Origin of the sequence: Chryseobacterium sp. 22543, from assembly GCF_052044565.1 — a bacterium.
Taxonomy (GTDB): domain Bacteria; phylum Bacteroidota; class Bacteroidia; order Flavobacteriales; family Weeksellaceae; genus Chryseobacterium.
The window spans coordinates 902,270-917,420 of the sequence record NZ_JBQENH010000001.1 but is presented as its reverse complement, the minus strand read 5'-3'; the positions used below and the strand labels follow the sequence as shown (position 1 = coordinate 917,420).

The 15,151-nt window shown below is 33.3% G+C and carries 11 protein-coding genes; all 11 read left to right on the top strand.

The window, feature by feature from the left end; translation table 11 throughout:
* Positions 1–135 precede the first annotated feature (135 nt).
* The 11 genes from ACTJIP_RS04025 to ACTJIP_RS03975 all read left to right on the top strand — a co-directional run bounded on the left by ACTJIP_RS04025 (position 136) and on the right by ACTJIP_RS03975 (position 15,094).
* Entirely contained in the window at positions 136–2,064 is a 1,929-nt protein-coding gene (locus ACTJIP_RS04025; RefSeq protein WP_077419221.1) for a polysaccharide biosynthesis protein, read from the top strand.
* A 39-nt stretch (positions 2,065–2,103) separates the two neighbouring features.
* A complete protein-coding gene (locus ACTJIP_RS04020; RefSeq protein WP_077419222.1) occupies positions 2,104–2,928 on the top strand; it encodes a polysaccharide biosynthesis/export family protein in 825 nt (274 codons plus the stop codon).
* Positions 2,929–2,933: 5 nt separating this feature from the next.
* Positions 2,934–5,321 (top strand): GumC family protein, encoded by a 2,388-nt coding sequence (locus ACTJIP_RS04015; protein WP_077419223.1) that lies wholly within the window; start codon positions 2,934–2,936, stop codon positions 5,319–5,321.
* On the top strand, positions 5,321–6,616 hold the full coding sequence (locus tag ACTJIP_RS04010) for a nucleotide sugar dehydrogenase (protein WP_180564447.1): 1,296 nt from the start codon (positions 5,321–5,323) through the stop codon (positions 6,614–6,616). Before ACTJIP_RS04015 ends, ACTJIP_RS04010 begins: the two co-directional genes overlap by 1 nt.
* Positions 6,617–6,622: 6 nt before the next feature.
* The gene (lhgO, locus tag ACTJIP_RS04005) at positions 6,623–7,813 is read left to right on the top strand and encodes an L-2-hydroxyglutarate oxidase (RefSeq protein ID WP_077419225.1); all 1,191 of its coding nucleotides are present in this window, start codon (positions 6,623–6,625) and stop codon (positions 7,811–7,813) included.
* A gap of 37 nt (positions 7,814–7,850) precedes the next feature.
* Positions 7,851–8,975, top strand: a complete 1,125-nt coding sequence (locus tag ACTJIP_RS04000; RefSeq protein WP_219073163.1) for a DegT/DnrJ/EryC1/StrS family aminotransferase — start codon at positions 7,851–7,853, stop codon at positions 8,973–8,975.
* A gap of 12 nt (positions 8,976–8,987) precedes the next feature.
* The gene (locus ACTJIP_RS03995) at positions 8,988–9,560 is read left to right on the top strand and encodes an acyltransferase (RefSeq protein WP_077419227.1); all 573 of its coding nucleotides are present in this window, start codon (positions 8,988–8,990) and stop codon (positions 9,558–9,560) included.
* Between the two features lie 10 nt (positions 9,561–9,570).
* Positions 9,571–10,581, top strand: coding sequence for a Gfo/Idh/MocA family protein (locus ACTJIP_RS03990; RefSeq protein WP_219073162.1), 1,011 nt, complete (start codon positions 9,571–9,573; stop codon positions 10,579–10,581).
* An 82-nt stretch (positions 10,582–10,663) separates the two neighbouring features.
* Positions 10,664–11,935: a lipopolysaccharide biosynthesis protein gene (locus tag ACTJIP_RS03985; protein ID WP_219073161.1), complete on the top strand. Its 1,272-nt coding sequence runs from the start codon at positions 10,664–10,666 to the stop codon at positions 11,933–11,935.
* 463 nt (positions 11,936–12,398) lie between these two features.
* Positions 12,399–13,160: an O-antigen ligase family protein gene (locus ACTJIP_RS03980; RefSeq protein WP_175627296.1), complete on the top strand. Its 762-nt coding sequence runs from the start codon at positions 12,399–12,401 to the stop codon at positions 13,158–13,160.
* A gap of 101 nt (positions 13,161–13,261) precedes the next feature.
* Complete coding sequence (locus ACTJIP_RS03975) at positions 13,262–15,094, top strand: glucosamine 6-phosphate synthetase (RefSeq protein ID WP_077419231.1); 1,833 nt, start codon at positions 13,262–13,264, stop codon at positions 15,092–15,094.
* The last annotated feature ends 57 nt before the right edge of the window (positions 15,095–15,151 follow it).

Here is a 15,151-nt window from a genome sequence, read left to right as displayed (position 1 = left end):
ATAACATCAAATTTATTTTTGATTTCAACATATTGAAATAAAATTATTTTATTTTTGCATGATTGTATCAGAATTATCTTTGATCAGATGATCAGATATTACAATTTTAATTAAATATGAACACCAATATAGACAATGTACGATTCTCTTAGAAAAACAATATTTGGAGGGGATAATGTTGTCAATCTCTCAGACGTAAGATACCTTCCTAGATGGATAATTCTTGTAATAGACATTATTATTCTGGTTATATCTTTATTTCTTTCCACTTACATTATCGAAAAAATTACCAAGCAGGAATTTATATACCATGAAGATAAAAGCTTAATCTTTGCTTTTATTATTCTGGCGAATACTGTTTTTATGTATCTCTTCAAGACGTATGCCGGAATTATCCGTCATTCAACATTTATAGATTTATTTAAGCTTCTGATATCCTGCTTTTGTACAATGCTGGCCATTGGAACTATCAATATTCTTTATTTCTGGACTACAGGAGCTAAGTTTATACTTACTCCTTATCTGATGCTTTATTTTGTAATTTCATTTATGGGATTATTCCTTTTCAGACTCTATGTGAAAGAGTTTTTCCATATTGTAAGGGAATACAGAAGAAGTGCATTGAAAAAAAGAATTTTGGTGCTGGGGATTGATGAACAATCCATTGCAATTGCACGTGCGATTCTTGATAATCCAAGTCTGCCTTATCAGGTAGTGGGCTTTTTAACTCAAAGAACAGATTCTAAAAGGGCATCTCTACTTGGAAAGCCCATCTACGGAAAACAAAAAATAGAAGAAAACACGAAAGAAGATCTTATTATTGATGGAATTCTTATTGTAAAAGAGATGATGGCCAGAGATGAGATGAATACGTGGGTGAATTTGTTTTTAGAGAAAGATCTTAATGTCTTTAAAGCGCCTTCAGTACAAAAATTGAGAGACAGTGATTTGGGAGGATCTATCAGAAATCTTCAAATTGAAGACTTGTTAAATAGAAAACCTATCAAAATTCAGAACGAAAAAGTTAAGAGCAGGCATTTTGATAAAACAGTATTAGTAACTGGAGGAGCAGGATCCATAGGAAGTGAAATTGTAAGACAGGTTGCTAACTTTAACCCTTCTTTAATTGTCATTCTGGATCAGGCAGAGACCCCTCTTTATGAAATTGAACTCGAAATGAGAGATAAGTATCCTCATATTGCTTTCAAATTTGTTTTAGGAGATGTTTCTAATCATCACAGAATGGAATCCTTATTCCAAACATATAACTTCTCAATGGTCTACCATGCTGCTGCTTATAAGCATGTTCCTTTGGTAGAAGAAAATCCGCATGAAGCGATTTTTGTTAATATATTAGGTTCAAAGATTGTTGCAAAATTATCCAGCAAGTATAAAGTAAACAGATTCGTAATGGTATCTACAGATAAAGCTGTAAATCCCACCAATGTTATGGGAGCTTCCAAACGAGCTGCTGAGCTTTTTGTACAGTCGCTTCAAAATGTAGAGGGTAATGTTACCAAGTTTATCACAACAAGATTTGGAAACGTATTAGGATCCAACGGTTCTGTGATTCCTCATTTTAAAAAACAGATTGAAGCAGGAGGTCCGGTAACCATCACTCACCCGGAAATTGTAAGATATTTCATGACGATTCCGGAAGCATGTGAACTTGTACTTCAGGCTGGAACAATGGGAGAAGGAGGTGAAATTTTTGTCTTTGATATGGGCGAACCTGTTAAAATTCTTGATCTTGCAAAAAGAATGATCAAATTATCAGGATTCGAACCTAATATTGATATTAAGATCATTTATACGGGATTAAGGCCTGGGGAGAAGCTTTATGAAGAACTTTTGAGTGATGATGCGAAAACACTTCCTACTCATAATGACAAAATTATGATCTCTAAAGACCCTTCTACGGGATTCGAAGAAATAGATACACTTACTAGACAAATTACTAAAGCTTCCCTCAGAAGAGATAAAGTGGAAGTAGTAAGGATTCTTAAAACAATAGTGCCGGAATTCCGAAGCAATAATTCTATCTATGAGGCCCTGGATAAATAGAAAAAATATAAATGTATATTTGCATAATTTAACAATAGAATGAAAGGAAAAATATTAGCAGTAATCTTGGTGTCCTCTTTAGTGATTTCCTGTAAAGTCAATCCCAATGCTAAGAATGATTTAAATTATATGCAGAATATAGAACAGGTTGCAATCAATGCCTCTGCTAAAAATTCAGCAAATACAATCCAGGCAGGTGATCAGCTGATTATTCTGATCACGGCAAAGGATATGGATGTTGTAAAGCCTTTTAATCAGAATTATTCTTCGTCAGAACTTATCCAGACAAATGCTATAGCAGGAGGGAATACTCCTAATCAAGGAGCAACAATACTGTCTGGTCCAACATATATTGTAGATGCCAATGGAGATATTGATTTTCCAATATTGGGAAAACTGAATACATCAAATAAAAGTTTGACAACTTTTAAAGATGATTTAAGGGAAAAAATGACGAAATATGTTATTAATCCAACAATTAATGTGAGACTCTCGAATTTTAAGGTTACTGTACTGGGAGAAGTAAATAGACAGGGTGACTACACTATTGCAAATGGACAGGCAACTATTTTAAATGCATTAGGGTTAGCTGGTGATTTGACTCAGTATGGTAAAAGAGAAGATATATTAGTTGTCAGAACAGAAAATGGTGTCGTTTCTCACGGACGTATTAATCTTCAGGATGCTAATTTAATTAACTCTCCATACTATAATCTGAAACAAGGAGATGCTATTATTGTTTCTTCCAACAATACAAAAGATGTTATAGCAAAACAGAACCCCAACACTGGACTTTATCTGACCGCCATTTCTATTGCGGTTACAGCAGTTGCCGTAGTAGTAAGTTTATTTAATAAGAAATAAAATTGATGGATAACCAGCGAACGTCACAATTTTCCGAAGAAGAAAAAAATTCAAGCAAAATTAATTTTAGTGAAATAATCAAACCTTATTTAAGGAGATGGCCATGGTTTATTTTTTGTGCCATGGTAGCATTAGCGATAGGTTATTTTGCAATAAAATTTATGACCCCGGTCTATTATGTAGAAACTACATTACTTATAAAAGATTCTAAAAATTCTTCTTCAAATAATGATTTGGGAGTTCTTTCTGATTTATCAGGATTGGGAGGAATGAAAACTAATAGTATTTCTAATGAGATTGAAGTCCTGAAATCAAAAAAACTGATGAGGGATGTAGTTGTCAATAAAAATCTTCAGACCAATATCATTGTTAAAGGAAAAGTAAGTCGTGCTGAGCTTTATAAAGAATCTTCTCCTATTGAAGTAAAAGTTGTAAATGAAAAAGTATCTAAAAGCGCCAATAACCTTATTAATGTAGAATTAAAAGGAGAAGAAATTTCAATACATTATGAAGGGCTGAAAAAAGATGTTGTTTCTGGTTATGGAAGAATGATAAGTCTTCCTTTTGCTAATATTATCATTACTAAAAATACAGGATATAACCCAAAAGCATCACCAACAGTTGATAAAAAGAACTTAGAATTAATCATATCATCAGTTGAAGCAAAGGTTAATTCATTAAGAGGAGCTCTTAGTGTAAATTTGGCAAACAAAGAAGCTACCGTTCTTAAACTTTCAATGAATTACCCGGTAATTTCAAAAGCAGAAGACATTCTTAATTCATTAGTTGTTGCTTATAATAACGATGCTATCCTGGATAAAAACCAAGAGTCTAAGAAGACATTGGATTTTATTGAAGACAGAGTAAGAAAACTTTCAGTAGAACTGGGACAGGTTGAGAATGAAAAAGAAAGTTTTAAATCAAAAAATAATCTTACCGATCTTGAAACAGAAGCTAAAATAGATCTTGAAAGTTCTGCAACAGCTCGTGGTAAGCAGCTGGAGCTTGATGCTCAAATAGAATTGACAAATTCTTTACTTTCCTTCATGTCGAAGCAAGGACAATACCAGGTTTTACCAATAAATATTGGATTAAATAATCCCGAAGCTATTTCAGGGATTACATCCTATAACCAATTAATATTGCAGAGAGCGAGATTACTGGAATCTGCAACTACAGAAAACCCTATAGTTGTCGAGACTAGTAAACAAATAAATGCAATGCGCGGTTCAGTTGTTCAAAGTTTGCAAAGAAATAAAACGGGATTAGAACTTGCCAGAAATGAATATGTAGGAGAGCAAAATAAAGTAACTGGGAAAATAGCGAGAATTCCTTCTATGGAAAAAATATTTAGGGGAATAGAAAGACAGCAGCAAATTAAAGAAAACTTATACTTATTATTATTACAGAAAAGAGAAGAAACTGCTGTTGCGCAATCTATTACAGCGCCAAAAGCAAGAGTGATTGATGAGGCTTATGCTTTTGCAAATCCTATTGCTCCTAAGACCCAAGCTATCTTATTTGCTTCACTATTTCTAGGGTTGTTAGTTCCTTTTATTATTATTTATATGTTACAGTTATTTAATAATAAAGTTATTACTAAACATGATCTTGAAAAGCTTATACATGCTCCTATTATTGCAGAATTACCAAGTCTTGAAAGTGGAGATTCTGAAATAGTAAAAATGAATGATATTACTCCTATGGCGGAAGCATTTAGAATTCTTATTACCAATATGAACTTCATGCTTTCAAAAGAGAAAAAAGGGAAAGTTGTATTTGTCACTTCAACAGTAAAAGGAGAAGGAAAAACCTTTACATCTGTCAACTTAGCTTTAACATTGGCCAATCCTAAGAAAAAAGCAATTATCATAGGATCCGATATCAGAAATCCTCAACTTCAAAGATATAATCCTGCAAGAAAGGGACTTACCGGACTTACAGAATATCTTTATAATGACAATACTAAACTTGAAGATATCATTCATGTATCATCTTTTAATCCTTATCTGGATGTAATTTATTCAGGAATGATTCCTCCGAATCCAACAGAATTATTATCCAACGGCCGTTATGAAATCCTTCTGAGCGAGTTGAAAGATAAATATGAGTATATAATCTTGGATACTGCACCGTTGCTTCTTGTTACAGACACATTCCTTATTGCTGAACTTTCTGATGTCACAATTTATGTATCCAGATCTAAATACACAGAAAAGGCATTATTAGAATTTGCAAATAGCAATATTGATCAGAAAAAAATCAAAAATGTTGGATTTGTACTTAATGACGTAAGCAGAGAAAATTTAGGATACAGCAACAAATATGGTTATGGTTATAACCAACATACAGAACAATCTTGGTTTCAAAAAATAAAAAATAAACTTAGTTAATGACAACAACATATAAAATAGCGGTTATAGGCCAGGGTTATGTAGGCCTTCCTTTATCTCTTGAATTTGCAGATCACTATCCTGTCTTTGGATTTGATATTAATACGCAGCGTGTTGATCAGCTTAATGAAGGAAAGGATATAACGCTTGAAGCAGATGTTGATAAATTAAATAACGGACTGAAAAAATATAATGAATCTAATGGCTCTTTAGGCTATAAGGCAACAAGCCTGTTGTCTGATATTTCTGAAGCTAATGTATTCATTGTAACAGTTCCTACCCCTATTGATAGATATAACGCTCCGGATTTGAATCCACTGATTTCTGCCTCAAAAATGTTGGGCGAAATTATCAAAAAAGGAGATATTATTATTTATGAATCTACCGTTTTTCCTGGATGTACAGAAGAAGAATGTGTACCGGTTCTTGAAAAATATTCGGGACTTCAGTTTAATGAAGACTTTTTTGTAGGGTACTCTCCGGAAAGAATTAATCCGGGAGATAAAGTAAATACCCTTACCAGTGTTAAAAAAGTAACTTCAGGCTCTACGGAAAAAATTGCCGAAGAAGTAGATAATCTATATAAGAAAATCATTACCGCTGGAACCCATAAAGCACCCAGCATTAAAGTAGCAGAAGCCTCAAAAGCTATTGAAAATGCACAAAGAGATGTTAATATTTCTTTTGTGAACGAATTAGCTTTAATTTTCGATAGAGTAGGAATCGATACCAATGATGTATTGGAAGCTGCTGGTACAAAATATAATTTCCTTAAATATAAACCGGGATTAGTAGGAGGACATTGTATCTCTGTAGATCCTTATTACCTTGCACACAAGGCAGAGCAATTAGGGTATCATCCGGATGTTATTTTATCGGGAAGACGTGTAAACGATTCTATTGCAAAGTTTGTTGCAGCCAAAGTAGTGAAACTTCTTATTGCAAAAGGTGGAGTGATCAAAAATTCTAACGCCTTGATTTTAGGAGTTACATTCAAAGAAAACTGTCCGGATGTCAGAAATACTAAAGTTGTTGATATTTATAGAGAACTTGCTGATTACGGAGTAAATGTGGATATTTATGATCCGTGGGCTAGCAAAGAGGAAGTGAAACATGAATATGGAATTGATATTCTGGATGCTCTTCAGGAAGGTAAAAAGTATGATTCTTTAGTTATTGCAGTATCTCATAATGAGTTCCTGGAAATGGATCTGGATCAACTTAAAAAAGAAAATGCTGTGGTTTTTGATACCAAAGCATGTTTAGACAGAAATCTGGTAGATGCAAGACTGTAACAGATCATGAACTATGATATTATAATCATTGGTGCAGGTTTGGTAGGATTGGCTACAGCCTATCAGACTAAGCTGAAAAATCCTGATTCTAAAATTTTAATTTTGGAAAAAGAAAATGATGTGGCATTACACCAATCGGGACACAACAGTGGAGTAATCCACAGTGGGATTTATTATAAACCAGGCAGCCTTAAAGCAAAAAACTGTATCGAAGGATATAACTCGGTAATTAATTTTGCCGAGAAATATGGAATAAGATATGACCTTTGCGGTAAAATAATCGTAGCTACTTCACAGGAAGAATTACCCCTCTTGGATAATATTTATAAAAGAGGAGTTGAAAACGGTCTGCAGGATTTAAAATACCTTTCAAGAGAAGAATTCCGTGAAATTGAACCCCATTGTGAAGGCGTAAAAGCAATCAAAGTTCCACAGACCGGAATTATTGACTATCCGGGAATAGCAAAAAAAATAAAAGAACTTTTTGAGGAATTAGGAGGAGAAGTAAGATTTAATAATGAAGTAAAAAACATCATTGATAAAGGATCTGAAATTATTGTAAACACCAATATTTCCGAATTCAAAACCAAAAAACTTATTTCCTGCGCAGGACTCTATTCTGATAAGATCACCAAAATGACCAACGAAAAAAACGATGTGGTCATTATTCCGTTTAGAGGAGAATATTATAAAATTAAGGATGAAAAAAAATATTTGGTAAAACATCTTATTTACCCGGTTCCTGACCCTAGTTTTCCATTCCTTGGAGTACACTTTACCAGGATGATTGATGGTAATATCGAAGCTGGCCCTAATGCTGTGCTGGCTTTCAAAAAGGAAGGATACCATTTTTTCGATTTCAATTTCACCGAAACAATGCAGACTATGCTATGGCCGGGGTTTAGGAAAATTGTAGCAAAATATGGAAAAACAGGAATGGGAGAAATGCATCGTTCACTTTCCAAATCCGCATTTACAAAAGCCCTGCAAAAACTGTTACCGGAAATACAGGAAAGTGATCTTGTAGCAGGAGGTTCAGGGGTAAGAGCTCAGGCTTGCGACAGAAATGGAGGATTGATTGATGATTTTGATATCGTGAAAAACGGAAATATCATTCACGTTAGAAATGCACCCTCTCCGGCAGCCACTTCCTGCCTTTCTATAGGTAATAAGATCAGTGAGCTTATCGTGAATTAAAATATGCACCTCTACGTGCACTCAAAAAACTAAAGATATGAAAATTCAAATGGTTGACCTTAAAGGTCAATACCTGAAAATAAAAGAAGACGTAGATGCCGGTATTCAGGAATGTATAGACAATACAGCATTTATTAACGGTCCTGCTGTAAAAGAATTTCAACAGGATTTTGAAAAATATTTGGGGGTAAAACATGTTATTCCCTGTGCTAATGGAACAGATGCTCTTCAAATTGCCATGATGGCGCTTGATCTGCAGCCTGGTGACGAAATCATCTGCCCGGCTTTCACTTATGTAGCTACTGCAGAAGTTATTGGTCTTTTAGGACTAAAACCGGTAATGGTAGATGTAAACGAAGATACTTTTGATATTGAGCTGGAAGATTTACAAAAATATCTGACACCCAATACCAAAGCCATTGTTCCGGTTCATTTATATGGGCAAAGTGCCAATATGGAGAAGATTCTTGAATTTGCAAAAACACACAATCTTTTTGTAATAGAAGATAATGCTCAGGCAATTGGGTCTGACTATACTTTTTCTGATGGAACTGTAAAAAAAACAGGGACTATCGGCCATATCGGATGTACCTCATTTTTTCCGTCAAAAAATCTTGGATGTTATGGTGATGGAGGTGCCTTAATGACGAATGATGATAACCTGGCTTCAAAAATCAGAATGATAGCCAACCATGGTCAGGAAAAGAAATATTACCACAAAGTTTTAGGCTGTAATTCAAGATTGGATACACTTCAGGCAGCCGTTTTAAAAGTTAAGCTAAAACATTTGGACGAATACTCAGCCGCCAGAAACAGAATGGCTGATTATTATGATGAGAATCTTGCAGGTATTGCCGAAATTCAAACACCCAAAAGAGCTGAAAACTCTACCCATGTATTCCATCAGTATACCCTTAGAGTGAAAAATGGGAAAAGAGATGAACTACAAAAATACTTGGCAGAAAAGAATATTCCAAGTATGATATATTACCCCTTACCCCTCTACAAACAAGAAGCCTTTCTTCAATATGTAGAAGAAGGTTTTAGTCTTCCTGTTACGGAGCAACTTTGTACCGAAGTGATTTCCCTTCCTGTGCATACAGAATTTGATCAGGAAGTATTGGATGTTATTGTTACAGAAATTAAGAATTATTTTAATTAATATAAAGCAGATATGTCAGATTTTTTTGCACACGAAACGGCGGTTATTGACGAAGGATGTCAAATAGGAAAAGGAACCAAAATTTGGCACTTTTCACATCTTATGACAGGTTGCATTTTGGGCGAAAAATGTAATATTGGTCAAAATGTTGTCATTTCCCCTCAAGTAGTTTTAGGACAGAATGTGAAAGTTCAGAATAATGTTTCTATCTATGAAGGAGTAACCTGTGATGATGATGTCTTTTTAGGACCTTCAATGGTTTTTACCAACGTAATAAACCCCAGGAGTGCTGTAAACAGAAAAAATGAATACCTGAAGACCCATGTTGGGAAAGGAGCGTCTATAGGAGCCAATGCAACTATTGTCTGTGGCCATAATATAGGTCAGTTTGCTTTTATTGGAGCAGGAGCTGTGGTTACAAAAGAAGTACCGGATTATGCATTGGTAGTAGGAAACCCTGCCAGACAGATGGGATGGATGAGCGAATTTGGGCAAAGACTTCAATTTGATGCAGAAAATATTGCCGTTTGTGAAGAAAGTGGAGAAAAATACAAATTAGAAAATAACAAAGTTTCAAAAATTTAAAAACATACAAATGAGTGAAAAAATAAAATTTGCAGTAGTAGGCTGCGGGCATATCGGAAAAAGACACGCCGAAATGATCTCAAGAAATGATGAATGTGAGTTGGTAGGACTGATTGATGTTAAAGATAAATCAGTATTGGGAATTGAAAATTATGACGTTCCCTTTTTTGCATCACTGGATGAATTTTTAGCTTCCGGAATCGAAGTGGATGTTATTAATATCGCTTCTCCAAACGGATTCCATTTTGAACAGTCTTATAAAGTGATAGATGCAGGAAAGCATGTTGTGGTAGAAAAACCAATGGCGCTGAAGAAACAGCATGCTGAAAAACTTATTTTTCAGGCGTTGCATAAACATAAACAAGTTTTTGCAGTGATGCAAAACAGATACTCGCCACCTTCTGTCTGGGTAAAAGAAATGGTAGAGAGCGGAAAACTGGGAAAAATATTTATGGTTCAGCTTAATTGCTACTGGAATCGTGATGACCGATATTACAAACCGGAATCATGGCACGGAAAGAAAGAACTGGATGGCGGAACTTTATTCACGCAGTTTTCTCACTTTATAGATATCATGTATTGGTTATTCGGAGATATTACCAATATTCAGGCGAAATTTGCAGATTTTAATCATGAAACGCTTACTGATTTTGAAGATTCAGGTTTCGTCAGCTTTGATTTTGTAGACGGAGGAATGGGTTCCTTAAATTATTCTACTTCTGTTTGGAATCAAAACCTTGAAAGTTCAATGACAATCATTGCAGAACATGGAGCTGTGAAAATCGGTGGGCAGTATATGGACAAAGTAGAAGTCTGTAATATAAAAGACTATGTAATGCCGGAATTAGCTCCAACAAATCCTGGAAATGATTATGGTGCTTATAAAGGATCTGCAGCAAACCATCATTATATCATAGAAAATGTAGTGGATGTATTAAAAGGCAGAAATACCATCACTACTAATGCTTTAGAAGGCTTGAAAGTGGTGGATATTATCGAAAGGATTTATAATATTAAGTAATTATATATTTAGTAGCTGGTTAAATACATTCTAAAAATAGATGATCAATTAAGGAATATTCCAAAAACTTTAAACTGATATTTTGCGAGAGAAACTTTTACGTCTATTCAAAGATAATTTTTTTAAGGGAGTCACAACACTGGCTTCAGGGACTATAATTGGACAAATTTTAGTTATTCTGGCCTCTCCGTTTTTATCTAGAATTTATCCGGTAGAATCTTTTGGAAATTTGGCAATATTTACGAGCGTTACTGCTTTTTTAGCTGTTGTTTCTACAGGAAGATATGAATTAGCAGTAGGGTTGCCGAAATCAAAAGAAGATTCGTATAAAATCATTAAATTGATTGTAATTATCGGATCTGTAGTTTCTTTTATTTATTTATTACTGATCATACTTTCGAAATATATATTGAAAGTTTTAGATAAAGATTTATTTTTATCCCAAAACGTATATTATCTGGCTCCTTTTTATATTTTTTCCGTTGCTGTTTTTTCAGCATTAAATTATTGGAAACAAAGACAAAAGGCATATAAAACCATTACGATAGCTACTACTTTACAAATCATAAGTACCACATTAGTTAGTTTAATATTAGGCTTTTTCCATGTAAAATCTGGACTTATATTATCCCTAATGGTTGGTATTTTGGTTGGTATTTTCTATCATATATTGACTGAAAATAAAATAGTAGAAAATGTTATGAAACAAAATGAAGTGAAGGGTGTAGCACTGAAATACTCTTCTTTTCCAAAATATATGACATTTTCGGATTTGTCTTTAGTGGCTAGCCAGCAATTTATACCGATTATATTTTCTTTACTATACAGCACCACCGTAGTAGGTTTTTTTTCTATGGCAAATAGGATAATAAGAATTCCGAATATTGTAATTACGAGTGCAATCAGTAATGTTTTTAGAAATGAGGCAATAGATGCAATCAGGATAAAAGGAAACTGTAAAGACTTATACTTTTCTACATTGAAGAAGCTAATATTTCTTTCACTACCTGCATATTTATTCCTATTTTTAACAAGTAAAATTTTATTTAGTTGGGTTTTTGGTAAGCAATGGTATGTGGCTGGTGAGTATTCACAAGTTATTTCAATTTTTTTATTTTTTGAATTTATCGCCACTCCCCTAAGTTCAATCTATTATATAAGAGGCAAACAAAAGTTGCTTATGAAACTTCAATTATTGAATGCAATTTTAGGTTTCATAATGATTTTGACAGGATATTTAATTTTTTCAGACGCATATATGTCGTTAGTGTTTTTCACGATTTCTGCTTCTGTTTTTAATATAATACTAGTATTTAATTCATACAAAATTTCAGAAACTAATGATTCTTTATAGACGAGAAACAAATTTAATTTTGATTAAAAAACAAATATAATTAAGAAGTATGTCATTATTTACAGACAAGTTTACATTTTTTAAAGTATTCATTTATTTTATTTTTGTTTTTTCGGGGTCTCTTAAGTGGTTACCTATTCCAATAGATTTGACACTATTGTCTCTTTTGTTGTGTTTTATAGTAATGATCTTTGAATTACGAACAATAGTTCCACTAAAAGTAAAAGACCGTCTCATAGTTATTTTGATTCTTATACTAAGTTTTATTTTTCTTATTTCTAATTTTTATTCAATATCTAGTATTTACGCCCAGTCTAAATCTCTTGCCATTATTTTAAATATTTTTACCGTAATATATCCCATTGTTGTATTTAAAACATCAATTTTTTCCGAATTGAAATCATTGATGTATCTTATTGGTGGATTAATGATTGTAGGATTGTTTTATCTGTATTTTAATAATATGTTTATCATATTCCATGATTCTGAATTATTAGTGGATAAAGTTCCTACCTATTTAGTTATTGGAATTATGCTGTGTGCATGTTTTGTTTTTTCTCTGGAAAGTAAATTAACATGGTATGTTGCAGTTTACAGATTATCAATATTATTTTTACTGTTTCAACTTGGAGGAAGGGGACCTATCATTAATCTGGTACTATCCTTAATTGTTTTCTTTACTTTGAATCTTAAAAATTATAAAATAAATTATAAAACAGGGTTTGCAATAGGTGCATTATTTTTTACCATACTTATTTTTGGAGAGAATATTTATACTTTTGCATTTCAAAATGTAGACTTTGAACGATTTAACATATTTAAATCTTATAACGAAGATGCAAGTTTATCCATAAGGGGGAATTTTCTTGAGATTGGGTTGGAATCAATATTAGATCATCCTTTTTCTGGATTAGGAATTGGAAGCTCAGGAATTATACTGGAGGGTGTAGATGTGAGTAACTATCCACACAATTTGTTTGTTGAGGCAATGATGGAATTGGGAATACTAGGAGGGTTATTATACTTATCTGTATATATATTATTCTTTCTTAGAAATTATTCTATCTCCAAAAACAATAAGGATATGCTGATTTTATTTATTATTGTTTTGTTATTTTATCTTGAAGACAATAAAAGTAACTCTTTTGATTCCTGGAGGTGCAGTATTATATGGATTATGTTTTTTATATCCGAGAAGAGATACAAAGTTGGAATAGCTAATTAAAAACTTGAAATACTTTAGATAATGTATAATATTAATTTTATAAAACATGATTATACTTATATAAGTTCCTATAAATATTATTTAATTTAAAAAAAAAACAAATGTGTGGAATTTTTGGTGTCGTATCGAACACCAGTATTAATAAACAGAAGTTTCAAACTCTGGTAAAACACTCCGAACAAAGAGGAGTAGACTCTAGTGGTTTGATTTATTATCAAAATAACCAATATAAAGTAAACAGAGCTGATTACAGCATTGAAAAATTACTGAATAAGGTAAAACCCTATAATAACAATATTGTCTTAGGACATAGCAGATTAATTACCAACGGACTGGGAGATAATCAACCCGTGATCAGAGGTAATATATGTGCAATACATAATGGTATTATAGTTAACGAAGACGAAGTCTGGAGTAAGTTATCAGTAAGCAGACAATTAAAAATTGATTCTGAAGCCATTGTAGCTATTGCAGAAGAATTTCTTACTCATAGTGAGAACAAAATAGAAGACCTTCCTAAAGAAGTACTTTCTTTATGCCAGGGAGTTATTGCCTGCGCTCTTGCTCTGCCTGAAAAAGGAAAACTCCTTTTATTCTCTAATAATGGCAGCTTATACGTAGGATACAATGAGGATAAAACTTATTTTGCATCAGAAAGCTATGGACTTAAAATTATAGGATGCGAAAACATTACCCAGATAAAAGAAGAATCCTTGATTCTGGATATTCCTGTCTCAAAAGAAAATCTTACGGTTATAGATGAAAAAAGCAGAGTAGAAGACTTAATCCCTGAGTTTAAATTTAATACTATTGAAGAAAATCTACTTGAATATAAAAAACTCGACATCAAGAGATGCACCAAATGTATTCTTCCTGAGACCATGCCTTTTATAAAATTCGATGAAGCTGGGGTCTGTAATTATTGTAAAAGCTACAAACCAAGAAATAATCCTAAACCGAAAGAAGAATTATTTAAGCTGGTTGAGCCCTACAGAAGAAAAGGAAAAGAACTGGATTGTATTGTTCCCTTTTCAGGAGGTAGAGACAGCTGCTATGGACTGCACCTTATTGTAAAAGAGCTGGAAATGAAACCTGTTACCTATACCTATGATTGGGGAATGGTAACGGATCTTGGCCGAAGAAATATCAGCCGTATGTGTGCAGATCTTGGCGTAGAAAACATTATTGTTGCTGCAGACATCTCACTCAAAAGGAAGAATATCAGAATGAACCTTGAAGCATGGCTGAAATCACCCCATTTAGGAATGATGGCAATGCTAACCGCTGGAGATAAACACTTCTTCAGACATGTAGAAGATATTAAAAAGCAAACAGGAATCAATCTTAATCTTTGGGGAGTAAATCCATTAGAAGTAACTCACTTTAAAACAGGATTTTTAGATATTGAACCTGATTTTGAAGAAAAAAGAGTATACAGTCATGGTGCTATGAAACAGCTGAGATACCATTCCAAAAGATTCAGAGCGATGATGGAGAGTCCTGGATATTTCAATAGTTCACTTTGGGATACGTTGTCTGGTGAATACTATCGCAGCTTCACAGAAAAACAGGATTACTATCACATTTTTGATTATTGGAGATGGGATGAGGAGCAGGTAGATAATACTCTTTTAAATGATTATAATTGGGAGAAAGCAATTGATACTACCACTACCTGGAGAATTGGTGATGGTACAGCAGCTTTTTATAATTATGTATATTATACTGTAGCTGGTTTTACAGAGCATGATACGTTCAGAAGTAATCAGATCAGAGAGGGGCAAATGACAAGAGAAAGAGCTTTAGAACTTGTTGGTATAGAAAATACTCCCCGTTATCAGAATATCAGATGGTATCTGGATACTTTAGGACTCGATTTTGAAAGAGTAATTAAAATCGTGAATAGAATTCCGAAATTGTATACTGAAAAATAATTTAAATTTTTGTTCGTAAATGAAAAGCTCTACCCTGATTTTTAAAGTTACTTTATT

Excerpts from the sequence above, each read along its gene's own strand:
- ACTJIP_RS04025 (WP_077419221.1), top strand. The coding sequence starts at position 136 with ATGTACGATTCTCTTAGAAAAACAATATTTGGAGGGGATAATGTTGTC.
- ACTJIP_RS04020 (WP_077419222.1), top strand. The coding sequence starts at position 2,104 with ATGAAAGGAAAAATATTAGCAGTAATCTTGGTGTCCTCTTTAGTGATT.
- ACTJIP_RS04015 (WP_077419223.1), top strand. The coding sequence starts at position 2,934 with ATGGATAACCAGCGAACGTCACAATTTTCCGAAGAAGAAAAAAATTCA.
- ACTJIP_RS04010 (WP_180564447.1), top strand. The coding sequence starts at position 5,321 with ATGACAACAACATATAAAATAGCGGTTATAGGCCAGGGTTATGTAGGC.
- lhgO (WP_077419225.1), top strand. The coding sequence starts at position 6,623 with ATGAACTATGATATTATAATCATTGGTGCAGGTTTGGTAGGATTGGCT.
- ACTJIP_RS04000 (WP_219073163.1), top strand. The coding sequence starts at position 7,851 with ATGAAAATTCAAATGGTTGACCTTAAAGGTCAATACCTGAAAATAAAA.
- ACTJIP_RS03995 (WP_077419227.1), top strand. The coding sequence starts at position 8,988 with ATGTCAGATTTTTTTGCACACGAAACGGCGGTTATTGACGAAGGATGT.
- ACTJIP_RS03990 (WP_219073162.1), top strand. The coding sequence starts at position 9,571 with ATGAGTGAAAAAATAAAATTTGCAGTAGTAGGCTGCGGGCATATCGGA.
- ACTJIP_RS03980 (WP_175627296.1), top strand. The coding sequence starts at position 12,399 with ATGTTTATCATATTCCATGATTCTGAATTATTAGTGGATAAAGTTCCT.
- ACTJIP_RS03975 (WP_077419231.1), top strand. The coding sequence starts at position 13,262 with ATGTGTGGAATTTTTGGTGTCGTATCGAACACCAGTATTAATAAACAG.